The sequence below is a fragment of the Pseudoalteromonas sp. DY56-GL22 genome (assembly GCF_041414715.1).
GTDB classification, from domain to species: Bacteria; Pseudomonadota; Gammaproteobacteria; order Enterobacterales; family Alteromonadaceae; genus Pseudoalteromonas; species Pseudoalteromonas simplex.
On the sequence record NZ_JANHZR010000012.1, the window covers coordinates 48,531 to 72,022 of the forward strand.

The 23,492-nt window shown below is 41.7% G+C and carries 26 protein-coding genes, 1 tRNA gene and 1 riboswitch; of the genes, 20 read left to right on the forward strand and 7 right to left on the reverse strand.

From position 1 onward, the window contains the following. The first annotated feature begins 395 nt into the window (after positions 1–395). The gene (locus NO991_RS18980; protein ID WP_054552858.1) at positions 396–983 is read left to right on the forward strand and encodes a YceI family protein; all 588 of its coding nucleotides are present in this window, start codon (positions 396–398) and stop codon (positions 981–983) included. After that, complete coding sequence (locus NO991_RS18985; protein ID WP_300359264.1) at positions 983–1,501, forward strand: DUF1285 domain-containing protein; 519 nt, start codon at positions 983–985, stop codon at positions 1,499–1,501. Before NO991_RS18980 ends, NO991_RS18985 begins: the two co-directional genes overlap by 1 nt. A gap of 4 nt (positions 1,502–1,505) precedes the next feature. Here NO991_RS18985 and yihA read toward each other — a convergent pair whose 3' ends face one another. Beyond that, positions 1,506–2,153 carry a ribosome biogenesis GTP-binding protein YihA/YsxC gene (gene yihA, locus NO991_RS18990; RefSeq protein ID WP_138599290.1) on the reverse strand — a complete coding sequence of 216 codons (648 nt, stop codon included), beginning with the start codon at positions 2,151–2,153 and terminating at the stop codon, positions 1,506–1,508. A 283-nt stretch (positions 2,154–2,436) separates the two neighbouring features. Here yihA and NO991_RS18995 point away from each other — a divergent pair, with 283 nt between their 5' ends. The 3 genes from NO991_RS18995 (at position 2,437) to NO991_RS19005 (ending at position 4,931) form a co-directional block, all read left to right on the forward strand. Next, on the forward strand, positions 2,437–3,069 hold the full coding sequence (locus NO991_RS18995) for a cytochrome c (protein WP_054552855.1): 633 nt from the start codon (positions 2,437–2,439) through the stop codon (positions 3,067–3,069). A gap of 750 nt (positions 3,070–3,819) precedes the next feature. Next, the gene (gene yihI, locus NO991_RS19000; protein WP_166341076.1) at positions 3,820–4,419 is read left to right on the forward strand and encodes a Der GTPase-activating protein YihI; all 600 of its coding nucleotides are present in this window, start codon (positions 3,820–3,822) and stop codon (positions 4,417–4,419) included. Beyond that, complete coding sequence (locus NO991_RS19005; RefSeq protein ID WP_054561152.1) at positions 4,416–4,931, forward strand: DUF2489 domain-containing protein; 516 nt, start codon at positions 4,416–4,418, stop codon at positions 4,929–4,931. The genes yihI and NO991_RS19005 overlap by 4 nt, the downstream gene beginning before the upstream one ends. Before the next feature lie 63 nt (positions 4,932–4,994). Here NO991_RS19005 and hemN read toward each other — a convergent pair whose 3' ends face one another. Further along, a complete protein-coding gene (hemN, locus tag NO991_RS19010) occupies positions 4,995–6,368 on the reverse strand; it encodes an oxygen-independent coproporphyrinogen III oxidase (protein WP_300359274.1) in 1,374 nt (457 codons plus the stop codon). 274 nt (positions 6,369–6,642) lie between these two features. On the opposite strand from hemN, the gene NO991_RS19015 reads away from it, so the two are divergent. From NO991_RS19015 to NO991_RS19030, 4 genes are all read left to right on the forward strand, one after another. Then, positions 6,643–6,719, forward strand: a tRNA-Ile gene (locus NO991_RS19015). A 250-nt stretch (positions 6,720–6,969) separates the two neighbouring features. Further along, positions 6,970–7,677: a hypothetical protein gene (locus NO991_RS19020; RefSeq protein WP_371352298.1), complete on the forward strand. Its 708-nt coding sequence runs from the start codon at positions 6,970–6,972 to the stop codon at positions 7,675–7,677. A 21-nt stretch (positions 7,678–7,698) separates the two neighbouring features. Continuing rightward, positions 7,699–8,202 (forward strand): RNA polymerase sigma factor, encoded by a 504-nt coding sequence (locus NO991_RS19025; RefSeq protein WP_371352299.1) that lies wholly within the window; start codon positions 7,699–7,701, stop codon positions 8,200–8,202. A 5-nt stretch (positions 8,203–8,207) separates the two neighbouring features. Then, positions 8,208–8,777 carry a hypothetical protein gene (locus NO991_RS19030; protein WP_054552829.1) on the forward strand — a complete coding sequence of 190 codons (570 nt, stop codon included), beginning with the start codon at positions 8,208–8,210 and terminating at the stop codon, positions 8,775–8,777. Here NO991_RS19030 and NO991_RS19035 read toward each other — a convergent pair. Continuing rightward, positions 8,762–9,667, reverse strand: a complete 906-nt coding sequence (locus tag NO991_RS19035) for a LysR family transcriptional regulator (protein ID WP_054552828.1) — start codon at positions 9,665–9,667, stop codon at positions 8,762–8,764. The genes NO991_RS19030 and NO991_RS19035 overlap by 16 nt on opposite strands. 108 nt (positions 9,668–9,775) lie before the next feature. Between NO991_RS19035 and NO991_RS19040 the strand changes: the two genes are divergently transcribed. Both NO991_RS19040 and NO991_RS19045 read left to right on the forward strand, forming a co-directional pair. Then, on the forward strand, positions 9,776–10,795 hold the full coding sequence (locus tag NO991_RS19040; protein ID WP_371352300.1) for an NADP-dependent oxidoreductase: 1,020 nt from the start codon (positions 9,776–9,778) through the stop codon (positions 10,793–10,795). Positions 10,796–10,808: 13 nt separating this feature from the next. After that, a complete protein-coding gene (locus tag NO991_RS19045) occupies positions 10,809–11,510 on the forward strand; it encodes a hypothetical protein (protein WP_371352301.1) in 702 nt (233 codons plus the stop codon). A 45-nt stretch (positions 11,511–11,555) separates the two neighbouring features. Here the strand turns inward: NO991_RS19045 and galE are convergent, their stop codons facing one another. Then, entirely contained in the window at positions 11,556–12,569 is a 1,014-nt protein-coding gene (gene galE / locus NO991_RS19050; RefSeq protein WP_371352302.1) for a UDP-glucose 4-epimerase GalE, read from the reverse strand. Positions 12,570–12,798: 229 nt separating this feature from the next. On the opposite strand from galE, the gene NO991_RS19055 reads away from it, so the two are divergent. After that, a complete protein-coding gene (locus NO991_RS19055) occupies positions 12,799–13,302 on the forward strand; it encodes a DUF3016 domain-containing protein (RefSeq protein ID WP_371352303.1) in 504 nt (167 codons plus the stop codon). Positions 13,303–13,493: 191 nt separating this feature from the next. On the opposite strand, the gene NO991_RS19060 is transcribed toward NO991_RS19055, so the two are convergent. After that, on the reverse strand, positions 13,494–13,784 hold the full coding sequence (locus NO991_RS19060; RefSeq protein ID WP_054554123.1) for a hypothetical protein: 291 nt from the start codon (positions 13,782–13,784) through the stop codon (positions 13,494–13,496). A 72-nt stretch (positions 13,785–13,856) separates the two neighbouring features. Between NO991_RS19060 and NO991_RS19065 the strand changes: the two genes are divergently transcribed. Next, on the forward strand, positions 13,857–14,069 hold the full coding sequence (locus tag NO991_RS19065; RefSeq protein ID WP_054554124.1) for a hypothetical protein: 213 nt from the start codon (positions 13,857–13,859) through the stop codon (positions 14,067–14,069). Here the strand turns inward: NO991_RS19065 and epmB are convergent, their stop codons facing one another. Further along, entirely contained in the window at positions 14,070–15,083 is a 1,014-nt protein-coding gene (gene epmB, locus NO991_RS19070; protein WP_371352304.1) for an EF-P beta-lysylation protein EpmB, read from the reverse strand. A gap of 41 nt (positions 15,084–15,124) precedes the next feature. Between epmB and efp the strand changes: the two genes are divergently transcribed. Continuing rightward, positions 15,125–15,691 carry an elongation factor P gene (gene efp / locus NO991_RS19075; protein ID WP_054554126.1) on the forward strand — a complete coding sequence of 189 codons (567 nt, stop codon included), beginning with the start codon at positions 15,125–15,127 and terminating at the stop codon, positions 15,689–15,691. A gap of 67 nt (positions 15,692–15,758) precedes the next feature. After that, positions 15,759–16,733 carry an elongation factor P--(R)-beta-lysine ligase gene (gene epmA / locus NO991_RS19080; protein WP_371352305.1) on the forward strand — a complete coding sequence of 325 codons (975 nt, stop codon included), beginning with the start codon at positions 15,759–15,761 and terminating at the stop codon, positions 16,731–16,733. A gap of 73 nt (positions 16,734–16,806) precedes the next feature. On the opposite strand, the gene NO991_RS19085 is transcribed toward epmA, so the two are convergent. Then, entirely contained in the window at positions 16,807–18,906 is a 2,100-nt protein-coding gene (locus NO991_RS19085) for a TonB-dependent receptor (RefSeq protein WP_371352306.1), read from the reverse strand. Between the two features lie 123 nt (positions 18,907–19,029). Here NO991_RS19085 and NO991_RS19090 point away from each other — a divergent pair, with 123 nt between their 5' ends. The 5 genes from NO991_RS19090 to thiS all read left to right on the forward strand — a co-directional run bounded on the left by NO991_RS19090 (position 19,030) and on the right by thiS (position 23,492). Continuing rightward, positions 19,030–19,419, forward strand: a complete 390-nt coding sequence (locus NO991_RS19090) for an acyl-CoA thioesterase (protein WP_371352307.1) — start codon at positions 19,030–19,032, stop codon at positions 19,417–19,419. A gap of 124 nt (positions 19,420–19,543) precedes the next feature. Beyond that, complete coding sequence (locus NO991_RS19095) at positions 19,544–19,945, forward strand: META domain-containing protein (protein ID WP_054554130.1); 402 nt, start codon at positions 19,544–19,546, stop codon at positions 19,943–19,945. Between the two features lie 64 nt (positions 19,946–20,009). Next, positions 20,010–20,111, forward strand: a riboswitch (TPP riboswitch). Positions 20,112–20,255: 144 nt separating this feature from the next. Then, positions 20,256–22,208, forward strand: coding sequence for a phosphomethylpyrimidine synthase ThiC (gene thiC, locus NO991_RS19100; RefSeq protein WP_054554131.1), 1,953 nt, complete (start codon positions 20,256–20,258; stop codon positions 22,206–22,208). A 73-nt stretch (positions 22,209–22,281) separates the two neighbouring features. Further along, a complete protein-coding gene (locus tag NO991_RS19105; RefSeq protein ID WP_371352308.1) occupies positions 22,282–23,286 on the forward strand; it encodes an FAD-dependent oxidoreductase in 1,005 nt (334 codons plus the stop codon). 8 nt (positions 23,287–23,294) lie between these two features. Beyond that, positions 23,295–23,492: a sulfur carrier protein ThiS gene (gene thiS, locus NO991_RS19110; protein WP_054554133.1), complete on the forward strand. Its 198-nt coding sequence runs from the start codon at positions 23,295–23,297 to the stop codon at positions 23,490–23,492.

Genomic DNA, 23,492 nt, shown 5'->3' on the forward strand with positions numbered 1-23,492 from the left:
TCACCAACAAGCCTTAAAAAAGCCTGATTTTAGTGCGCTTTTAATTCACCTTACCTTAAATTTGGGTTCTCTGTAATGTTAAATTAAAGTAAGCAGGAAAAGATGGTTTTAGTGTTTCGTTATATGTTTATCAATTTGTGTTTTTTCTGCGGTTAAGCAATTTATTTTTAATCTGGTATTTGATAAAGTCCGCGCCGTCCTCATCCTGTAGGACATCCTGTTGATGATGCATCTGAAAGGATGCAACGTATTGATAGCTTCTCCCCAGTTTGCTATAACGACTCACTCCTTGTTGAGTGAGTCGCTTTTTCTTTTCTTATCATACAATTCATTGCACAAATACACGCAAGTGATACCATCAAAGTGATTCTTATTTACTTTCGAAGGAATGCGTTATGTTTAAATCTTTGGCAATAGCTGCCTTTTCATTATCGAGTATTTTAGTTGCCCCTTTAGCCAGCGCAAATTGGCAAGTTAATAATGAGCAAAGTAACGTAAGCTTTGTATCTATTAAAAAGAACTCTATTGCAGAAGCACATCATTTCAAAAACGTGTCGGGTACACTTAACGAACAAGGTCAATTTAAGTTGATGATCGACCTGACATCGGTTGAAACTCTGATCCCTATCCGCAATGAGCGCATGACTAAGTTGTTATTTGAAACAGCTAAATTCCCTAATGCAGTGTTAACTGCTGACTTAAGCAAAGCGCTGTTAACGCTAAAACCAGGTCAACATGTGCTGAAAGGGTTAAAAGCTGAATTAGACTTTCATGGCAACAAGAAAGAGCTAACGATTGATGTTCTAGCTAATATGTCAGCAAAGGGCGATATTAGCGTGTCATCTTTTACGCCAGTTATTATTAATGCGAGTGATTTCAAAGTAACAGAAGGCATTAGTGAACTACAAAAGCTTGCGGGCTTACCATCAATTGCAACGGCGGTTCCTGTAACATTTTCTTTGACGCTAGATAAAGAAAAATAATGCAATCACTTGCTGACTTAGAAGCCGCTCTTCAGACGCCCGATAAACCTTTTGATCAATGGCAGCCACAAAACTGTGGGCAAGTGCCAATAACGATTGATGCGCAAGGGCGGTGGTTTTATGGCGGCAGTGAAATAAAACGCGAGGCAATGGTTAAACTCTTTGCCTCTGTGCTTTGCAAAGAGGCAGATAGTTATTTTTTAAAAACACCCGTCGAGAAAATGGCCATCACTGTCATTGATGTGCCTTTTATTATTGTTGATTGGCGTTTTGAAGAGACAGAGCAAGGCGTTGCTCTATGTTGTGTCGATAATTTACAGCGCGCTTGGTTGGTATCAGCAAAGCAACCACTATTACTGAGAGAATTTGAAGGTGTTAGTGTGCCTTATCTTCAATTAGCACATGGCTTGGCTGCGAGGGTATCGAGAAATGTTTATTATCAGTGGGCTGAAATAGCCTGCTCAGATGAGCAGGGCTATTATATAGAATCATTAGCCAAGCGTTATTACTTGGCCTAAGCACTTAGTCTTCTGGTTGTTCGTCAGACTCAGGTGCTTGCGCTTCAATAGGGCCTAAAAACCACTCATCGAGCTTTTTAGCAACTTCAGGTAAGCCGGTGCCTTTTAGTGAAGAGAAGGCATGTACTGTAATATCACCATCTAAACTACTTAACTCACGACGAACTTGTAAAACTTGAGCTTTACGCGCGCCTTGTTTTAGCTTGTCAGCTTTAGTTAATAGTGCCAGCACTGGAATTTCGCTGCCCACCGCCCAGTCGATTAAGTCACGGTCTAAATCTTTTAACGGGTGGCGAATATCCATCAAAACAACGATACCTTTTAAGCTTTGACGTTTTTGTAAATATTCACCTAGCGACTTTTGCCATTTCTTTTTCATTTCGATAGGCACTTTCGCAAAACCATAGCCCGGTAAGTCGATAAGGCGCTTATCGGCATCAAGTTCAAAGGTATTGATCAGCTGAGTACGACCAGGTGTTTTAGAAGTACGCGCTAACTTTTGATCAGTTAACGTGTTTAAAGCACTTGATTTACCCGCATTAGAGCGACCAGCAAACGCGACTTCAATCCCCGTATCAGCAGGTAAGCGTGAGATATCAGGTGCGCTGGTAACAAAGGACGCAGTATTGTATTTGATACGAGATTTGAGCACAGGCTCTCCTAGTCTTTTATAAAAAATAACAAACAGTGGCTAATTTCCACTTAAGGCACGTATTTTATACTATTAAAGCAGCATTCAAAAGCGTATTTAAGCGTGCTAAATTGGCTTTAAATTAGGAAAATTACTAGGTGTAAACTTAATCTAAGTCAAATCCCTATAAATTATGAGCTTAATGTGGGCAGAAAACGTGCCAGAGAATTTATTATCGTGTAGAATATAGAAATCACAACATCCATATTGTAGATGATACAGGGTCGGAAACAGAGAATTCACCATGAAAAAAATAGCACTATCTTTAACTATATTGCTTGGTACGTTGTCAGCAAGCAACGCAACAGCATTTGATGGCGATGTAAACGCAGGTAAAGAGAAATCGGCAACGTGTGCGGCTTGTCACGGCCCAGACGGTAATGCACCGGTTAATATCTACCCTAAAATTGCAGGCCAACACGCAGATTATATCTATAAACAATTACAAGAGTTTAAATTAGGTATGACATCTGGCGGCAAAGAAGGTCGTATGGATCCAGTAATGAGTGGTATGGCTATGCCGCTTAGCGATCAAGACATGAAAGACCTAGCAGCTTACTTCTCTTCTTTAAATATGTCTGAAGGTGCAACACCTAAAGATGTAGTAGAAGTAGGTCAGCAGCTTTATAAAGCCGGTGATGCAGAGCGTGGTATTCCAGCATGTGCTGCGTGTCACGGTCCTCGTGGTAACGGTACATCACTAGCTAAATTCCCGAAAATTTCGTTCCAACATCCAGAATACATCAAGTCACAACTTGAAAAATTCCGTGATGGTACGCGTAATAACGACTTAAACGGTATGATGCAAGACATCGCTAAAAAGCTAACAGACAAAGACATCGAAGTACTTTCAAAATACTTAGGTGGCTTACACTAAAGTCTGATTGCGGAAAGAAATGCTCCGCAGTAGTATGTAAAGAGTTTGAAAAAGCAGCGCAAGCTGCTTTTTTTGTACCTAACGTATGTCGAAATTTCCCACTCCCTTGTGAGACATTGACCATATCTAGCTGTAAGCCAAGTCTTATTTTTATTTCACTATTTTTGCTAAGTCTTTGTTATTAATTAAAATGACAATGTTGCAATAAGTCATCTGTAAGAAAAATTATATAAATTAGTTGTAACAATTTTATTAATAAGTAAATTAACCACTGTCGCTGAGACAGCAAAAACAACATGGACAATGTAATAAGGAAAGTAACTGCGGCAAATCTTTAGGGGTTGACACTAGTTAGGTGTCCTAAAGGAAATAACAAAAAAGTGTCAGGATTGACCGAGAATAATAAAAGCTCATGGAAGTTTAATAATAAAAACAAAATGGAATGCTACACGGAAGGTTAAAACAATAACAAAATGGATAAACAATAATAATAAAAATAATAAAGACTAAAAAGTCGAAGGGAGAAGTGTCCAGATAATTGGCGCTCAGATTAGTAGGCGGTAGAGATGTTTTCTCTACCGCCTTTTTATTTGTCCTGTTACAATAGCCACCGTTTGTACTAAAAGTATGAAAAGTGCGCAGTTCGTCAAGTTGACCAACCACATCCGCACATCGAATTCTTCTGGTTATGCCAGCATTACAATGCCACAAAGGCGTTGTGCACAACCTCTTAAGTGAGATGATCAAGATATGAGTAGAAAGAAAAAGTCGCGTAAAATTCCATCGAATGGTCCTGTACGTCTGAGCAAAGAAAAGCTTAGAGAGATGCGCGCGTTAAAAGAGCAGCGAGTTAAAAAGACCAAAGGTGCTAAACCTGGGTCTCGAAATGCACCTGATGCACAAAATGCAGAAAACACTGCTGCAAACAATCAACCGAAAGATAAGCGTGTTGGTAGTAAAAAGCCGATTTCTTTAGTTGCGCCTAAGGCTGAGCCGAAAGTTGAAATGAAACGCAACTTAAAACCTATGGTTGAGCTTAAGAAAGTGACTGAGCCTGAACTAACACCAGAGCAAGAGTTAGAAGCGCTAGAGAATGACGAGCGTCTACTTAAGCTGGTTGAGCGTCATGAGCGCGGTGAGTTATTAACAGGTAAAGACGCTAAGTACTTCAATAGCCGTATTGCTCGCCACCAAGCACTTTGCGAGTTATTAGGCATTGAAGATGAAGACGAGTACGAAGATGACTTTGAAGATGATTCATACGATGAAGGTGAATCTGACTTCGATAAGTACTTATCTGATGATTTAGCCAACGAATGGTTTGATGACGAAGATGAGGATGAGCGATGAGCACAACCTTGATTATTGCCATTGTAATTGGTGCGGCAATTATCGCAGGGCTTGCGTTTTATGCAGGGCAACTTCTGTATAAACTAAAAGAGCAAAATAAGCTTATCGCCAAGAAGCAAGCTGAGCATGAGCAAAAGCTTGCGGCATCAAAAGCAAAGCGTAATGCAAAGCTAGCCGATAGCATTCATTTAATTGCCCGTGCAATGAATGAAGAGCAATGTGAGTTCTCAGAAGGCTGCTTACGTATTTGGGTGCTGATCTCTCAATACAGCTTTGCTGAAGAGTTTGAGCTAAGTGAGCGCTACCCAGGCATATTTAAAATGTACGAAGTCGTAAAAGATATGCCAACGCACGATGCCCGTAAGAAATACTCTAAAAAAGAGATTTTTAAAATGGACACCGCTCGCTGGCGTGCTGAAGAGCAGCATAGCGATGAAATTAAAGCAGATTGCGCACGTATAATTGAAGAGTTTAAAGCCGCTCCAGGCAGCGAAAACGTAGTATTCAATTAAGTTGACGTATCGTTGAATTAAACAAAATAAAAAGCAGAGCCTAGGCTCTGCTTTTTTGTTGGGCTAGATAACTCGTGAGAAACGAGTTTGCTTGATTTGTTGTTGTAGGTGCGCATCAAAGCACATACAAATAATACGAATAAATAAATTACCGCGAGCTGTTACTGTGATCTTATCTTGGCTAACAGACACCAAGCCATCAGCTAGTAATGGGTCGAGTGCCTGTAGTGCCTCGCAGAAGTAGCTGGCAAAGTTAATATTAAACTGTTTTTCGATTGCTGGAATATCCAGCTCAAACTGGCAGATCAATTGTTTGATCGCTGCGGCACGTAACGTATCGTCATCAGTTAAAGCAACACCTTTACAGATTGCACTGCCATAGCCTTCTTGCAAGGCTTTGTAATAGTGCTTTAACTCTTTTTCGTTTTGTAAAATGGCATTGCCTATTTGCGAAATAGATGACACACCCAAACCTAATAAGTCACATTGGCCATGCGTTGTGTAACCTTGGAAATTACGGTGTAATTGACCTGCGTTTTGTGCAATTGCTAGTTCATTGTCTTTACGGGCAAAGTGGTCCATACCAATAAACTGATAACCCGCCGCTAACATCTGCTCAAGGGTATTTTTGAACATAGTGAGCTTGTCGCCAGCAGATGGTAAGTCAGCGTCTTTAATTTTACGCTGAGCAGCGAATCTATCTGGTAAGTGGGCATAGTTAAATACCGACACGCGATCAGGGTTTAACTCTATCAGCTGCGCAATCGTCTCTTTAAAACTCTCTGGTGTTTGCAGTGGCAAACCGTAAATCATATCTGCATTAATAGACTTAAAGCCAAGTTCACGAGCCTCACTTATTAAACCTTTTACAGATTGCACGCTTTGTGGGCGATTAACTGCCAGCTGCACATCATCATTGAAATCCTGAATACCAAACGAGACACGATTGAAGCCAAGTTTACGTAGGTGAACTAGCATGCCATCAGCTAAAGAACGAGGGTCAATCTCAATACCGCGTTCGGCATCATCAGAAAAATTAAAATGCTGCTCAACCAGCGCCATTAAGCGACTCATTTGCTCTGCCGATAAGAACGTTGGTGTACCACCCCCTAAATGCAGTTGCTCAACGTTATAATCGGCAAAAAGTGTTGCTTGCTCAGCAATTTCAAGCGCTAAGTTATCTAGGTATAAATCGGCTTTAGATTGATGACGAGTGATCACCTTATTACAACCACAGTAATAACAAAGCTGACTGCAAAAAGGGATATGGATATACAGCGATAAAGAACGGCTTTTCGACGCTGCAATCGCGTTAATCATATCTTGTTGCTTATAACCATCAGCTAAAGACAATGCCGTTGGGTAAGATGTATATCGAGGCCCAGAAATATTGTACTTGTTGATCAGAGATTGATCCCAGCTTGGTAAATTTATCACAGTCAGCACTCCGCAATTGATTGAGCGGCTATTTTAACGAGTTTAGCAAGTTAGCTATTTGATCTAGAACAATGTCGGAGAATAGAAACGAATCGGCAATGCTTTAAGGTCGTTGTAAAAACAAAGAGTTTACTATTTGAGCAGTTGATTTAGTGATTGTTAAAATAAAGGGTTTTGCTAGTGACAAGGTTGCAAAAACTTTTTATACTGCATCCCGCTTTAGTCAGTCAAACCTGTTAAACGCATCAAAAAATTTAGCTTTCGCTAATACAATGGCCCCTTAGCTCAGTTGGTTAGAGCACACGACTCATAATCGTTAGGTCCCCAGTTCAAGTCTGGGAGGGGCCACCATTTTCTTGCTGTAAAAAACCAAAAACCAAAGCTTAAATCTATCTCAAGCAGCTGCGTTCCACTATTGTTCCACCTCTTTTTTATCTTTAAAAATTCAACGAAATAAAATTATTTTTAATTTTTTAAAAATATTTTGTCAGGTTTTCTGTGTTTGTCTCGTCTATAGCTGCAAATGACACGAAGTTGTTCCTATTAGGTGGTAGCGATAGGCAGTGTCTTGTGTATTAATTTTTACGAAAAGGACAAACTCATGACGACTACAACATCAACTGTGAATACGCTAAAACTTGATTCAACAAATGCACCATTTAGTGATGCTGCTGTTTGGTTAAAAGAAGGCTGGGGGCTATTTAAAAAAGCACCGTTTAAACTTTTTTTACTGATGACGCTGTTCGCTATTGTGCCAGGCTTAGTGCAGCTATTACCTGCACCTACAGGTTTAACTGTATCAAAATGGTTAGCGCCTATGTTAATGGCAACGGTGTGGCCATTGTTGTTTAACCTGAATAATCAGCAAGGCTTTTCATTTAAGCACAATGCAACATGGGCGAAGTGGGGGCGAGTTGCCGTGTGGTCAGTTGTTGGTATTTTACTGGCGCTGGTGCAATTTGCTGTTGGGAGTACTTTGATTGGTAGTGAGCAGTTATCGGCTTTATTGTCAGGTCAGTTTGTTGATGTTGAGCGCTGGCGTGTAGGGGTCATGTTTGTATCAATTGTTCCTGTAAATATGTTGCTTATGTTTGTGGTACCTCTGTTACTTTTAAACAATGCTTCGCTTAGTGCAGCTGTTAAAGAAGGCATTACAACGGCACTAAAGGTGATTAAACCATTAAGCATGCTTTGTTTGATTAATATGCTCGTTACCTTTGCTGCCTCTTATAGTCTGTTACCTATGTTGTTGGTAGGGCCGGTATTAGCATGTACCTACTTTTGTGCCTATAATCGTTTGTTCAAATAATAATAAAAACATGGAAGTACAGTGAAAGCTGATGTTCAAATAAACACATTGCTGAATGAATACGCGCCGCTGTTGGCGCGTGTTGCTGCAACTTACGAGATCAATCAAGCGCTACAAGATGAGCTAATCCAAGAGATGTCGCTGGCTGTTTGGCGCGCTTTTGAAAGCAATGACTCATCACCCGATGTTGCCTTTCGTGGCGATGCCAGCATAAAAACCTATATTGCCCGAGTAGCTCACAATAAAGCGGTTGATCATGTGATAAAAGAGCAAAACCGCAAAGAGGTGGCAAGCTCTGAAAGTATTGATTACACCCAAGCCTTAAGTGCGCATAAGTCACCAGACGACAGTTTAGATTTAATGGCTGCCCTTCGTAAATTAACGCTGAAATATCGGCAGGTGCTTGCTTTACAGCTTGAAGGGTTTAATCAAAGTGAGATAGCTCAAACGCTGGGACTGTCTGAAGATGCTGTTGCTAAACGTGCCAGTAGAGCAAGACAGCAAATTGCGAGCCTAATGGAGTAAATAAAGTGGATAAATTCGAAGCAGATGATCAATTAGCTAAGTGGCAGCAGGCATTCGTGCAGGCAACGCCGAAAGTGGATAGTGCAGCGTTAATAGCACAAACGCAAAAGTCGCGAACTAAGTTAAAGCTAAAAGGGTTAATCGACTCATTTTTAGGTGTTGTGGTAACCGTATTTTGTATTTACGCCATGTTGTTTGAAGCAAAAAATACCTATGAAACCATTATGTTTGCGCTATTAGTGCCTATTCCTCTAGGTTTTGGAATTTGGTCATACCGTTTAAGGCGAAAGCTGTGGCGAGCAGAAACACTAGACGTTAATGCAATGCTTAATTTTAAAGAGAATCAGCTGAAGCACCAAGTTCATTACTGGCATGTGAGTTTTATTGGCTGCGTTGTGCTTTGGTGCGCTTTGTTAATCGCTGCCTTGTTTAATATGGTTATGTTTAAAACATACAGCCTATGGCTTATCCAGCTTGGTATTAATGGTATTATCGTGCTGGCTGTTTATATACGCTATAAAAAATTAAAAACACAGCTAGCTGTAGCACTTGAGAGCATTCAAGCAATGCGCTGATGTGCCGCTCTCACTTTTGCTGCGAATTTATTTAACCAGCCAGTAGCTAAACTTGGTTTGTAAACCAGCTCGAGGCGCTCTTGGCAAGTGTAGTTACAGTCTAAGACATCGATGACTTTGAGGGCTGGATCGTTTGCAATAAAATCAGGGACGTATGCTAATGCAATCCCTTGTTTGACGAGTGACAGTAAGGTGCTGAAATCGTTGCAACGATAACTTATGGTTCTAGGTACTTTGTCATCTCGCCAACCATCTGAGCCGATCCCCCTAGTTACGCCACAAAAGGGTGAAATACTCGGACAAGCAAAACTAAATTGAAAAAGCTCTCTGTTGGTGAGTGAACCCTTACTAAACTGTTCGAATAATGGATGCGAGTGCGCAGCTACAACCTTAAATGTTGTTGTGCCTAAATATATACGTTCAAAGTCACTTTGCAGTGTGCTTTCATTTAATGCCACTTCGGTAACTAAAGCTAAATGGGCATGGCCGCTGGCAACCTGTTCAATGGCTTGACCTTCCCAACTTGTATCAATATTAAATTGAAAACCTTGCTCATTAAATTGCGATAATAATAAAGGCAGGTAATGCTGTAACAGCAAAGAGGGGCCAGATAAGTTAACAACCGTATTTTTCGTGCTTCCATTAAACTCGCTGATAGCTTGATCAGCCTCATGAACCAAATTAAGCGCATAATGGCGAAATTTTTCACCTTGCTGATTTAGTTTTATATTTCGACCAATTCGCTTAAATAGTTGTGTATTTAGCTTAATTTCGAGCCGTTTTATGACCTTCGAAAGCGCGCCAGGTGTGACATTTAATGTTGCAGATGCTTGCTGTAAGTTATTGTGCTTTGCGATGACCAAAAACTTTCGTAAATCTTCTGTATCCAAGTTTGCCTCTAATTCCAATATGGAAACGTATAGATAGTTTTAATAGCTTAATAGTTAATTGTTTAAGTGCAATAATTTCGTTATTAAATTTCATTAAATGAGAGAGCGATGACGTCTTACAATCTTAAGCAGTGGTTTTATGTTAAGCGCCCTGATGGACGTGTCAGTGAGCAGCATTATGCATTGCGAGAATCTGTAATTTCGCCGACATTGGCTAAAAACGAAGTGCTGCTAGAGGCAAAGTATATTTCTGTCGATCCATATATGCGTATTCAACAGGCTGCTAAGCCGAACTGGGAGCAACCTCATGCATTAAATACAGTGCAAGGAGCTGCGGTTGTTGCTCAGGTTTTAAAGTCAAATAGCGAACGATTTAAGCAAGGTGATTGGGTAAGCGCTTATTCAGGTTGGCAAACTCATGCAGTTGTCCATGCCAATGAAATACAAGCCTTAAACCCTAATGATGCCGATGTAAAAACGGCACTAGGTGTTTTAGGTATGCCTGGGCGAACAGCTTGGTTTGGTTTAATGGAAGCAGGTAAACCAAAAGCCGGCGAGACGGTTGTCGTTTCAGGTGCTGCAGGAGCTGTGGGTTCGTTAGTTACTCAGTTTGCGATAAAAAATGGTTGTCGTGTTATTGCCCTAGCTGGATCTGAAGAAAAATGTACTTGGTTAGAAAAGCTCGGGGTCGCTTATGCGCTTAACTATAAGCAATTTGACTCAGCCCAACAGTTGCACGAAAGGTTGATGGAGCTTGGAGGTGTTGATGTTTATTTTGATAATGTTGGCGGGATGAACACTGATGCGGTGTTGAGCAGCTTAAACTTGCGTGCTCGCGTAGTGATTTGCGGGCAAATCTCGCAGTACGATGGTTCACTTGACAACCCCGAACTAGGCCCTCGCTTTCTTCATCAATTACTTTATAAACGAGCGACAATTCAAGGGATTTTAGCAAGAGACTTTACTCACCGTATGCCTGAAATGATTAATCATATTTTGCCGTGGTTAAAAACAGGAGAGATCCAATTTAAAACAACCGAAATTAATGGCTTTGAAAATTTACCAAGCGCGCTTGAGGGGTTGTTCGAAGGGAAGAATATCGGTAAAGCGATTGTTCGTGTTAAATAAAAGGTATTAAAAAATGAAAGCAAATTTCGCTTTTCTGTTGTTACTTTGCTGTTTAATTGTCAGTTTTAAAAGCGTAGCAAAAGAGGTTAAGCATTTTCATGCGCATAGCCGAGTTGGCATGCATGGCATGGTGTTGTTCACCGATGGCGTTGAGCTCTATGCCAGCCACCTTCCTTTGTACCACGCCCCGCATGATTACCAATTAATTTATCGTGTAGAAACTCGCTATGAGAAAGAACTAATTCGTTGGCTTACTGTGCAAGAAAGTGATTCAATTCCTCAGTATTTAAACTCTATGATCACTCTATTACCTGCTAAGTTTGACTTGAATAAGTTAATTGCTGGGCAGACATTGAGTGTGCCCAGCCAGTTATTCTTTGGTCACTTCGAACGAGGCGGTAAAAAATGGCTAAAGGATGAAAACTTTAAGTTTGTTTCTCTTGTATATAAACGAGCACTGTCATCGACTCAGCACGTGTCGCAACCGCGCTGGCAAAGAATAAATAAAGCGACAAATGAACAAGGAATACAAATATTGGTACATCAAATACAGGCCAGCCCGTCATTTGACGCCATTGTTTTAGTAAGAGGGTGTGAAGCTGAGCGTTTGCAGGTAGAAGTAAACGTGCCAACATTTACGCAATTATCTAATAGCTTTCAAGACTGTGAGTACAGCCAAATAGCCTATTTTGAAACGCAGGATTTTATAAAGTAGCCAGTAAAAAGGCACTTATTTGTAAGTGCCTTTTAATTCTTCTGACTATTTGTAACCGTTCGGGTTATTGCTTTGCCAGCGCCATGTATCTTGCATCATCTCATCGATGCCACGCTCTGCTTGCCAGCCAAGTTCTTTTAATGCTTTTTCTGGTGCTGCGTAACAAGCTGCAATATCACCTGCTCGGCGCGGCGAAATTTGGTATGGGACTGCTTGACCGCTGGCTTTCTCAAAAGCGGTAACCATCTGCAGTACTGAATAACCATTACCTGTGCCTAGGTTAAATACGTGCGCACCTGTATCACTTGCAATTCGGTTCAGCGCTTTTAAGTGACCTAATGCTAAATCGACAACGTGGATATAGTCACGAACACCTGTACCATCTACAGTATCGTAGTCATCCCCAAACACACCTAGCTTTTCTAGTTTACCCACAGCAACTTGCGAAATATAAGGTAATAAGTTGTTAGGAATACCATTAGGGTCTTCACCAATAAGGCCAGACTCATGTGCGCCTACAGGGTTAAAGTAACGTAAGATAACAAAGGCAAAGCGTTCATCTGATTTCGCGATATCTTGCAGCATCATCTCTACCATAAGCTTTGATGTGCCATACGGGTTAGTCGTGCCGCCAACTGGGAAGTCTTCACGAATTGGTAAGCTTGCTGGGTCACCGTATACGGTTGCTGATGAGCTAAATACTAACTTAAATACGCCAGCATCACGCATAGCATCAACCAGAGTCAGTGTGCCTTGTACGTTGTTTTGATAATACTCAATAGGTTTTACAACCGATTCACCAACCGCTTTTAAACCTGCGAAGTGAATAACACTATCAATCGTGTGTTCACTGAAGATTTTGTCTAAACAGGCTCTATCTAAAATATCTCCTTGATAAAACGTGACGTCTTTGCCGGTGATTTGTTTTACGCGAGACAATGACTCATTTGATGAATTGCTTAAATTATCAAGTACAACAACGTCTGTGCCTTGTTGTAGTAACTCTAAAACGGTGTGAGAACCGATGTACCCGGCTCCGCCGGTGACTAAAATGGTCATAAAATATCCATGAACTATACCTGGTTGAATTAGCTTTATTTCATCACATTTCGCGTTAAATTACATGAATAAAATGTGATTAATCTTCTTTAATTGAAATATCAGTGTCTTGTTTTTGATTACATTTTGCACCATATTGGTTACATCCAAGCGTTGAGTTATTAAGCTATAGTTAATTGTCAGCTGCTAAATTTTAATCAAAAGCTATTCCTGTTAAGTGGAGATAAAGATGAAAATTGTAAAGAAAATGGCCTTAGCAATGGTTATTGCACTACCTGTTTTTGCTCACGCAGGGGAGGCTAAGGTTAAATGGCATGACTTTAACGATTACCGTGATGTGCGACCCGGAAATAACTCACCAAAATGTGCATTTCATAAAAACGTGGCAAAGAGCTTTGAGAAGCACTTTAACAAGCTTGCTGAACAGTTACCTGATGGCTACACCTTCAATGTTGAAGTGACTGAGCTCGACCTAGCGGGTGATGTGCGTTTTGGAACGATGAATGAACTACGCATCATCAAACCAATTTACTTTCCGCGTATCGACCTAAATTATTCGATTACTGATAAAGACGGTAAAGTGATAAGCGAAGCTAATGATGTAAAGCTTAAAGATATGGGCTTTATGGACCGCATGAAAATGGGTCGTGATGAAGCCTATTATTACGACAAGCGTTTAATTACTGATTGGTTTGAAGATGAGCTACTGCCGTCGTTAAATTTGGGTGAATGATAACTTAAAGCTGTAAGCCGTCAGTTTAAAGTGGAACTGTGTTGTTTGTGGGTCTTGTTAAAGACCTACATCGTGGGAGGCGTTTTAACGCCGAAAAACAATTAACGGCTAAAGCTGCTCCCACATGTAGGCGTGAAATTTATTTCTCGCGATAGCCTCTATTTACAATAAATAAAATAGAGGCTTCTACGTTACTTAAACGTCGCTAACAGTTGTAGTAACTGTTGCAGTTTAATAACGGTTTTTTTCAGCTTTTCTTCGTCCATACCGTCGTTGCTTAAGCTTTCTACATCAGCGGCAACATCGAGAACGTAAGGTTTAAAGCGTTTCGCTTCAAAATCAAAGCCAGCATCTTTTGCAAATAAGGCTTTGAATTTGCCATGGCCTTGCTGCTGTAAATCATCTAATTTTTTATCAGCATCAAGTGCCTGACGATAAACGATTTTTAGGTTAGCATTGAGTTGTTCAATAATTGAATCCATTTTTTTCCTAAAGCTTTAGACTGCAATGCCGATATAGTACGTGGATTGTCATAAAAAGTCAGGTAATGAACTATGAATATATCAGGATCAAGCTTACCAGCGATGAGTGGCGGTGGCGAAAGCGCAGAAGTTTACAGCGCATCACTTGCTAAAAAACAGCAAAAGGCTGATGGTGCTGCGGCACTTGCACTTATCGAAGGCGCAGCAATGAATACCAGTGCTGCACAAACACCTGCTAAGTCGGTAACTGCGACACTAGGTAACAACGTAAACGTATACGTTTAACTACAGTATATTGAGATCGATAGGCGTTTTACTTTTTTCGCCGCCGATCTCACGCACCAGCTTAGGAACCAAAAAACCCGGCAATGCTGCCAGCATAGCCGTTACGATTTCTCGTGCCTGACTCTCAGCTATATCAAAGTGGCTGGCACCTTCAACTTTATCAAGTAGATGTAAGTAGTAAGGTAAAATGTCTGCTTCGAATAGCGCTTCACTAAGTGCAACTTGTGACTCGACAGAATCGTTCACATCTTTTAGTAACACCGCTTGATTTAATAACGTCACTCCCGCAGCCTTTAATTTTTGCATAGCCGTTTTAAAGTCATCATCAATTTCGTTAGCGTGATTGATATGGTTTATAAACACCACTTTTAACGGTGATGAAGCAAAGCGCGCGCACAGCTCATCGGTAATTCTTGCTGGGATCACCACAGGTAAGCGGCTGTGAATACGCATGCGTTTAATTTGCGGAAGTTGCTCTAACTCATCCATAAACCAACTAACAGCATCGTCTTTGGCCATCAATGGATCGCCACCACTTAAAATGACTTCGTTGATGTTGCTGTCTGCTTTTATGTAAGCCAGTGCGTCAATCAAGCTGCGTTTGTTTAATTGGTTTTCTTGATAAGGAAAATGGCGTCTAAAACAATAACGGCAATTTACAGCACAGCCGGTTTTAAACATCACTAAAACCCGAGAGCGATACTTGTGTAACAAACCAGGTTGGTTGTTATCTTGCTCTTTTAGAGGATCTTTGTTGTAACCTGTTTTTGCTAAAAACTCTTGGTGTCTTGGCATCACTTGTAGCAAAAGGGGGTCGTTTATGTCGCCATAACGCATTTTTTTGATAAAAGGCAGTGGCACGCGGACAGGAAAAAGACTGCGTGCTTTGAGGTCTTTTTCGTCTACTTTGCTTGATAATCCTAGCATTTCTAGCAAGCGTTCAGGACAAGTGACAACATTTGCCAATTCTTTTTGCCAGTTTTTATGCAAATTTACTTCATTTCTTTGTATCATTGACACGTAGATTACTCGAAATTATTTAGACAGAGGAAACGATGGCGAATTATAGCACCAATGAGTTCAAGGGCGGCCTAAAAATTATGTTAGACGGCGAACCTTGCAGCATCTTAGAAAATGAAATGGTAAAACCAGGTAAAGGCCAGGCGTTTAACCGTGTTCGTATTCGTAAACTTATCACAGGTAAAGTACTAGAAAAAACATTCAAGTCAGGTGAGTCAGTTGAAGGTGCAGACGTAATGGATACAGATTTAGCGTATCTATACACTGACGGTGAGTTCTGGCACTTCATGAACAACGAAACATTTGAGCAAATCGCTGCTGACGAAAAAGCGCTTGGCGACAATGCAAAATGGTTAGTTGAAAATGACGTTTGTACTATCACGCTTTGGAACGGTAGCCCAATCGCTGTGACTCCACCAAATTTCGTTGAATTAGAAATCACTGAAACAGATCCAGGTCTAAAAGGTGATACAGCGGGTACTGGCGGTAAACCAGCAACATTAAGCACAGGTGCTGTTGTTCGTGTTCCTCTATTCGTACAAATCGGCGAAGTGATCAAAGTTGATACACGTAGCGGTGAATACGTGAGCCGTGTTAAGTAATAGGCATTGTTAAGCAATTTATTATAAAATCCCAGCTTCTGCTGGGATTTTTTTTGGGAAACACTTTATGTCTAATGGCCTTTGGCAACCAAGCGCCGATATTGAAACTTTACGAGAGCGTGCCGCTATCATCCGTCGTATTCGCGAGTTCTTTTATGCCCGTGATGTTATGGAGGTTGAAACGCCAAGCTTAAGCGCGGCCAGTGTAACCGATGTGCATTTAGCGACATTTAGTACCGAGTTTGTTGGCCCAGGTCATGCTGGTGGCTTACCACTTTATTTGCAAACGTCACCTGAGTTTGCCATGAAGCGTTTACTTGCTGCAGGCTCTGGGGCTATTTTCCAGCTATGCAAAGCTTTTCGTAATGAAGAGGCGGGTAGTCATCATAATCCTGAATTTACAATGCTTGAGTGGTATCGTCCGGGTTTTGATGAATTTGCGCTTATGGATGAAATGGATGAGCTTATGCAATTGGTGCTTGGCGTAGAAAGCGCAGAGCGACTCACTTATCAGCAAGCCTTTATGAACGCCTTAGGTGTAGATCCTTTAACTGCTGATATCAGCACATTGCAGCAAATAGCAACAGAGCAGGGCTTTGCCGATATTGCGGCGAATGAAACGCACCGCGATACCTTGTTACAGCTATTATTTTGTATGAAGGTAGAGCCAACGATTGGCCAAGAAAAGCCTTGTTTCGTTTATCATTTTCCAGCTTCGCAAGCCGCTCTTGCCCAAATTTGCCAACATGATGAGCGAGTAGCAGGACGCTTTGAGTTATATTTTAAAAATATGGAACTGGCAAACGGCTTTAATGAGCTGACCAATGGCAAAGAGCAAGCAGCTCGTTTTAGTGAAGATAATCAGTACCGTGAAGCAAATGGCTTAAAGCAAGTGCCAATGGATGAGCGTTTAATAGCTGCACTAGAGCATGGCTTACCACAATGTGCGGGTGTCGCGCTGGGTATAGATCGACTCATTATGCTGGCAACAAATAAGCAAAAAATTAAAGACGTACTCGCCTTTGATGTTGAAAGGGCTTAACTTATTTGGCTCTAGGCTCTAGGCTCTAGGCTCTAGGCTCTAGGTGCTAGGTGAAAACCTAGCACCCAATTGCTTATAGCTCGTAAATAAATGTCACACCGGCAACCATAGGTTCGCCAAGTTGTGTGTATGTATGAGTGGTGTAACCATCTAATGGGTCGTTACCAAACTCAAAACCACGGGTTGGTACGTCTTCATCAAATAAGTTACGTGCCCACGCATTAATGCTCCAATTATCACTTTCATAACCAAATGAAGCATTCACTAAATTAGTGCTTGATGCTTGTGAGTTATGGCTGTCAGAGAAGTAGTAATCGTCTTTGCCTTCTACACCAATTGATGCATAAAGTGCTGGCGTAAAGTTATAACGCGCAGTGAATGCGTATTGGTATTTAGGTGCTTGTGCTTGATCTCGACCATCTTGATCTAGGCCTGATTGCGCAACAAAGTCATTGATTTCTGTATTTAGATAACCTGCACTACCTGTTAGTAGTAAATTGTCAGTAGCTTGGAAGCTGCCTTCAATTTCTAAACCGTAGTTTTCTCCAGAGCTGGCGTTATCGATATAGCCTGTGAATTTTTGGCCTTCAACTTGCCACGATTTTAGCTGCATATCTTCGCGGTACATGTAGAAAGCGGCAAGACGTAACACAAACTTATCGTCCAAAGAGCTGCCTTTCACACCAAACTCACCGCTCCATAGGTATTCAGGGGCAAATGATGTGTGATTAGCAAAGAAATCAGCATCTAGGTTTAAGCCTTCGTCTTTTGCTTTTGCTAAAGCTTCAGAGTTAATACCGCCAGCTTTATAGCCACGAGTAATGCTAGTGTAGATCATGGTGCGATCAATCACTTGGTATTCAAGTGCAAGCTTACCGCCCACCATGACATCATCCGTTTCTTCAATAAAACCGTTATTGTCGATGTAGTCGCCTTGATACTGCTCAACACGCAGACCCGTAATTAAGGTTGTTTTTGGACCAATAGCTGTTGCTAGTTGGCCATACGCAGCAATATTGCTGGTTTCATAATTAGATGCAAATGGTTGTGCCAGCCAAGTGTATTGACGTTCTAAGTCAACTTCGCGGCCTTGATAGTAAATGCCTGCGACCCACTCGCCAGATTTACCACTAAATTGCAGCTCTGCCGCTTGATCTTGACGATCGCGAAAGTAAGCATCTGTTGAGCTATAGCCCCATTCATGTAGACCTGCTGCACATAATTCAGGTTGAGCTTCATCATTACACACCCAGTCTTCGTCGTAACTGTATAACAGCTCGCTGTCGATACCAGATAGGTTTAAGCTGATATCAAATAAGTCAAAACCGGTATAAATATTTGCTAGGCCAACCGCAATGCTTTCTTGGTTGTCTTGGCCTGGCTCATCAGCAACACTGTAACGGCTGTTATCTAATGTGAATGCGTCATAGCCGTTATTTATATCGATGTAATGTACATTCAGTTCAGTACGCAAATGCTCGGTCAATTGGCTGTGTAACTTAAAGCGAGAAACAAGCTCATCTTGTTGCTGTGTATCTTCACCTAAATAACGGTTTTCAACATAGCCATCCGATTCACGTTGATAAATGCTGGCGCGTACTGCTGTGTCGTCAGTAATACCCGTACCTGCGGCTATACCTGCTTCATAGCTGTTGTAGTTGCCAGCACCTAATTGTATTTTCACACTTGGGTCAAGAGTGGGTGTTGCAGATTCCATTTGAATCATGCCAGCTAAGGCATCTGCACCAAAGCGAGTTCCTTGTGGGCCGCGATAAATTTCAACTTGGTCGATATCAAATAACAGTGAACTGCCGCCTAAACCAGAGTAGTTAATACCGTCGATCACTAAGCCAACCGAAGGATTAATAGGGTCAACAAACTGTGAGCGTAAACCAACACCACGAATTTGCACGAAACGACCACGAGATGCCCCTGAGGTAAAGTTTACATTCGCTGCACTAGCAAGCATCTCATCTAAAAACTTTGCACCGCGTAGATTGATTTCATGGTCTGAAAACAAGCTTGCGCTGGCACTAAGGGTTTGAATGCTTTCTCTTTTGAAATCACCGGTAACTTCAATTTTTTCAAGCTCACCGTCTTCAGCGTAAGCAATCGAAGATGCTGCGAATAAAGGCAGGATGGCAGCAGATAATAATGATAAACGTCGTTTCATGCGGATTCTTAACTCCATTTTCGGGACTGCTATTCTAGCAACCTAGCTAGCCAAATGGCTATAAAATCAATTTTTATGATATAAACGCAGGCAATTATACGTAAATTGATTAGAAATACGACTATGACCTTTAAAGTAGACTTTAAAGTGCGTGATTATGAGTGTGATTTACAAGGAATTGTAAACAACAGTGTTTATTTTAATTATTTAGAACATGCACGCCATGAGTTTTTACATGCCCAAGGTATCGATTTTGCAAAGCTCGCAAGAGAAAAAGTAAACCTTGTCGTACTGCGTAGCGAAATGGATTACAAGGCATCACTTATGCCGGGTGATGAATTTTACGTTGCCGTTGAGCCTCAGCGTATCAGCCGATTAAAGTTTGCTTTTAGGCAAACAGTGTATCGCAAACATGATGATAAAGTGATGCTACAAGCGTTAGTGATTGGCACGTCAGTAAATGAAAAAGGTCGTCCTTTTTTACCAGAAGAAGTCGATAACTTATTCAAATAGTCTGCGTTGTTCTTTGATAAGCTAACTTAGAACAATTTTTTACAGATAAAACATGTTTTTTTAACGATCAATTGCGTTAAATGTTGTTATTATTACTACATTGAAATTTGAATAGTTAAAAAATATGAAGTTAGTAGCCTTGCCTCTTCTTTTTGTATTATTTTGCATGGGCTGCTCATCGACAGGGACAGTCACTAGTGAGCAATTAAAATATACACAGTGGCAATTATCAAAAGTGAATGGTTTAGCTATTCCTGTATCTCAAAAAGCCTCTATACGCTTTATAGAAGCGATGCAGGTTAACGGCTTTGCTGGCTGTAATAAATTTTTTGGTGAAGGTGCGCTCAGCGAAGATACGCTAACGGTAAATAAGTTAGGTATGACTCGTAAATCATGTGGCGAGCAAGTTAATGAGCTTGAGCAGCAATTATTGTCAGCGCTAAAAGAAGGTGCGGCAATTACGCTAACAGGTGAGAAACTAACTCTGCAAGGCGAGCATCACTTTACCTTCATTGCAAAAAACTAAAGTGGCTTAGCTTGCAGCAATTTTTTAACTGGCGTACACTCAGGGCGTTTTAAAAGAAACGAATTTATACTTGTCGGAGTGCCTTTAACAAGGCTGAGATCGCGAAAGCGGGATCCGTGAACCTGATCAGGCTAACACCTGCGTAGGGAACAAGCTGCCTCACTGGGCGCTTGTGCGCCAAATTTATGGGGCATAAGCGGCGCAGGCTGCACTAGTAAGCATTAGCTTATTAACGATCCAATGGCGTTTGCCACTCTCTATTGCATTTGCAATATCTGACAAGACAACCCTTAAAGCAATGAGGTAAGTCATGTCAAACACAACAACTAAACCATCTCGCCGCGAAGTTCGTGCGGCAGCATCAGATTATATTTATAACTTAACGGGTCAACCCTTTCCTAATTCTCATAAAGTTTATGTAGAAGGTACACAAGACAATGTACGAGTAGGGATGCGTGAAATCACTCTCAGCGATACCTTCATCGGAGGCACTGAAGAGAACCCTGTATTTGAATCTAACGCACCAATTCGTGTTTACGATACCTCGGGCCCATACACTGACCCAGATTTTAAACTTGATGTGCGCAAGGGCCTTGAGAAATACCGTGAAAAGTGGATTGAAAGCCGCGGCGACACTGAAATTTTAGACTCAGTGACTTCACAATTTTCTCAACAACGAATGGCAGATGAAGGGTTAGATCATATCCGCTTTGAACATCTACCAAAGATCCGCCGTGCAAAAGCAGGCAAAAACGTTACGCAAATGCATTATGCGCGACAAGGCATCGTGACGCCTGAAATGGAATATGTCGCAATTCGTGAAAACATGGGACGCGCTAAAATTCGTGAAGAGTTACTTGCAGCCCAGCACAAAGGCGAATCGTTTGGCGCTAGTATTCCTGATTTTATTACCCCTGAATTTGTGCGTGATGAAATTGCCCGTGGCCGCGCCGTGCTTCCTAACAACATCAACCACCCGGAAACTGAGCCGATGATCATCGGCCGAAATTTCTTAGTTAAAGTGAACGCGAATATTGGTAATTCGTCGGTGACTTCATCAATCGAAGAAGAAGTAGAAAAAATGGTGTGGTCGACTCGTTGGGGCGCCGACACGGTAATGGACTTATCAACGGGTCGTTATATTCACGAAACCCGTGAGTGGGTGGTACGTAATTCGCCAGTACCAATTGGTACCGTACCAATCTATCAAGCGCTTGAAAAAGTAAACGGTGTGGCTGAAGACCTAACGTGGGAGATTTTCCGCGATACCTTGATTGAACAAGCAGAACAAGGTGTTGATTACTTTACTATTCATGCTGGGGTATTGCTGCGTTACGTGCCAATGACGGCAAAGCGTGTTACCGGTATTGTTTCGCGTGGTGGCTCAATCATGGCGAAATGGTGTTTAGCGCACCATAAAGAAAACTTCTTATACACGCACTTTGAAGAAATTTGTGAAATTTTAAAACAGTACGATGTGTGTTTTTCATTAGGTGATGGCTTGCGCCCGGGCTCTATTGCTGATGCTAATGACGAAGCTCAGTTCAGCGAATTACGTACTTTAGGTGAGTTGACAAAACTTGCTTGGAAACATGATGTGCAAGTGTTCATCGAAGGCCCAGGCCATGTGCCAATGCATATGATCAAAGAGAACATGGAAGAGCAGCTAAAACACTGTGAAGAAGCACCGTTTTATACTCTTGGTCCATTAACCACGGATATTGCACCGGGGTACGATCATTTCACATCAGGTATTGGCGCTGCGCAAATTGCTTGGTACGGCTGCGCTATGCTTTGTTATGTAACCCCTAAAGAGCATTTAGGTTTACCAAACAAAGAAGACGTTAAAGAAGGTTTAATCACCTACAAGATTGCTGCTCATGCTGCCGATTTGGCAAAAGGCCACCCAGGTGCGCAAGAACGTGACAATGCATTATCAAAAGCGCGCTTTGAGTTCCGTTGGCACGACCAATTTAACCTAGGTTTAGACCCAGAACGCGCCCGCGAATATCACGACGAAACACTGCCACAAGAATCTGGCAAGATTGCACATTTCTGCTCTATGTGTGGCCCTAAGTTTTGTTCGATGAAGATCACTCAAGAAGTGCGTGATTACGCCAAAGATCTTGAAGCAAGAGGCATTGATCCAAATAACGTAGGCGATGCTATCGAAATCAAAATGGTCGATGTTGAAGCCGAAATGAAAGCGAAATCAGACGAGTTCAAAAAAACAGGCTCTGAGATTTACCACAAAGCCGTTTAATTGATGGAGCTAGGCATCAGCGATAGGCTCTGGGTATTTACCTAGGGCCTAGAGTCTAGGGCCTAGAAAGTTTATGTCTTTAAAGATAGCGATACTGGGCTTTGGTTTAACTGGCCGTTTAACTGCATTAGCACTTGCTAAAGAGCATCAGTTAAGTGTGTTTGAGCAAGGTGATGAACATGCTAGCAACAGTGCTGGCAGCGTTGCTGCAGCAATGTTAGCCCCCCTTGCTGAATCAGTCTTGTGTGAACAGGATTTAGCCCTACAAGGGCTTAATAGTATCACTCGTTGGCAGCAAATTTTAAGTGAGCTCGATGACGCTGTGTATTTTCAACAAACAGGCAGCTTAGTGGTTGCTCATCAGCAAGATAAGGGCGATTTACAAAGTTTTGTGAGGCGCTTAAAACCGCTTGAAAGCTATCAGGCGCAGGCATTGGTTGGCACTCAAATCGCAGACCTTGAGCCAGAACTAGCTGGGCGGTTCCACCAAGGTGTGTATTTACCTTGTGAAGGGCAACTCGATAATCAGGCATTTTATAGCGCTAGTTTTAAAAAGCTTACCTCGCAAGGAGTGCAATTTAACTTTGGCTGTAAAGTTGAATTGAACGCCCATCAAGTGAATGGCCAAAGCTTTGATTATGTATTTGATTGCCGCGGCTTAGGTGCTAAACAGGCTGAACCCTTACTTCGCGGAGTAAGAGGGGAGGTGGCGCGTTTATATGCACCAGAAGTGAACCTAACCAGACCAATACGGCTGATGCATCCGCGTTACCCCATATATATTGCTCCTAAGCCAAATCATCAATTTGTGATTGGTGCGACTGAAATCGAATCGCAAGACCGCGGTAAAGTCACCGTGCGCTCGGCGCTGGAGCTATTGTCTGCTGCTTATACCGTGCATAGCGGCTTTGCTGAAGGGCGTATCGAGAGCTTGCAATCAGGGCTTCGTCCAGCGTTTGCAGACAACCGCCCTAAAGTCACAAAACAAGGTCGAGTGATCAGTATTAATGGCTTGTACCGCCATGGTTATTTACTTGCGCCTCAGGTGGTTGATGATGCAGTGAGCTTAATTGCTTAAGGATAAAAATGAATATTTTAATTAATGGTCAGTCAGTTACAGTGAACGACAATACATCGCTCACTCAGGCGTTGAGCCAGTTTGGTGCAAGACCTCCATTTGCCGTTGCCGTTAATGGTGACTTTGTACCGCGCAGCCAATGCGATGCTAAACCCCTCAATGAAGGCGACAGCATTGAGTTATTGTCGCCAATTCAAGGAGGCTAA

Coding starts and splice junctions, on each gene's coding strand:
- NO991_RS19065 (WP_054554124.1), top strand. CDS start 13,857: ATGAATATATCAGGATCAAGCTTACCAGCGATGAGTGGCGGTGGCGAA.
- thiC (WP_054554131.1), top strand. CDS start 20,256: ATGTCAAACACAACAACTAAACCATCTCGCCGCGAAGTTCGTGCGGCA.
- NO991_RS19090 (WP_371352307.1), top strand. CDS start 19,030: ATGACCTTTAAAGTAGACTTTAAAGTGCGTGATTATGAGTGTGATTTA.
- NO991_RS19005 (WP_054561152.1), top strand. CDS start 4,416: ATGAGCACAACCTTGATTATTGCCATTGTAATTGGTGCGGCAATTATC.
- thiS (WP_054554133.1), top strand. CDS start 23,295: ATGAATATTTTAATTAATGGTCAGTCAGTTACAGTGAACGACAATACA.
- NO991_RS19055 (WP_371352303.1), top strand. CDS start 12,799: ATGAAAATTGTAAAGAAAATGGCCTTAGCAATGGTTATTGCACTACCT.
- epmB (WP_371352304.1), bottom strand. CDS start 15,083: ATGATACAAAGAAATGAAGTAAATTTGCATAAAAACTGGCAAAAAGAA.
- efp (WP_054554126.1), top strand. CDS start 15,125: ATGGCGAATTATAGCACCAATGAGTTCAAGGGCGGCCTAAAAATTATG.
- NO991_RS19095 (WP_054554130.1), top strand. CDS start 19,544: ATGAAGTTAGTAGCCTTGCCTCTTCTTTTTGTATTATTTTGCATGGGC.
- NO991_RS18985 (WP_300359264.1), top strand. CDS start 983: ATGCAATCACTTGCTGACTTAGAAGCCGCTCTTCAGACGCCCGATAAA.
- NO991_RS19040 (WP_371352300.1), top strand. CDS start 9,776: ATGACGTCTTACAATCTTAAGCAGTGGTTTTATGTTAAGCGCCCTGAT.
- NO991_RS19105 (WP_371352308.1), top strand. CDS start 22,282: ATGTCTTTAAAGATAGCGATACTGGGCTTTGGTTTAACTGGCCGTTTA.
- galE (WP_371352302.1), bottom strand. CDS start 12,569: ATGACCATTTTAGTCACCGGCGGAGCCGGGTACATCGGTTCTCACACC.
- NO991_RS18980 (WP_054552858.1), top strand. CDS start 396: ATGTTTAAATCTTTGGCAATAGCTGCCTTTTCATTATCGAGTATTTTA.
- NO991_RS19085 (WP_371352306.1), bottom strand. CDS start 18,906: ATGAAACGACGTTTATCATTATTATCTGCTGCCATCCTGCCTTTATTC.
- NO991_RS18995 (WP_054552855.1), top strand. CDS start 2,437: ATGAAAAAAATAGCACTATCTTTAACTATATTGCTTGGTACGTTGTCA.
- NO991_RS19060 (WP_054554123.1), bottom strand. CDS start 13,784: ATGGATTCAATTATTGAACAACTCAATGCTAACCTAAAAATCGTTTAT.
- yihI (WP_166341076.1), top strand. CDS start 3,820: ATGAGTAGAAAGAAAAAGTCGCGTAAAATTCCATCGAATGGTCCTGTA.
- NO991_RS19045 (WP_371352301.1), top strand. CDS start 10,809: ATGAAAGCAAATTTCGCTTTTCTGTTGTTACTTTGCTGTTTAATTGTC.
- epmA (WP_371352305.1), top strand. CDS start 15,759: ATGTCTAATGGCCTTTGGCAACCAAGCGCCGATATTGAAACTTTACGA.
- NO991_RS19020 (WP_371352298.1), top strand. CDS start 6,970: ATGACGACTACAACATCAACTGTGAATACGCTAAAACTTGATTCAACA.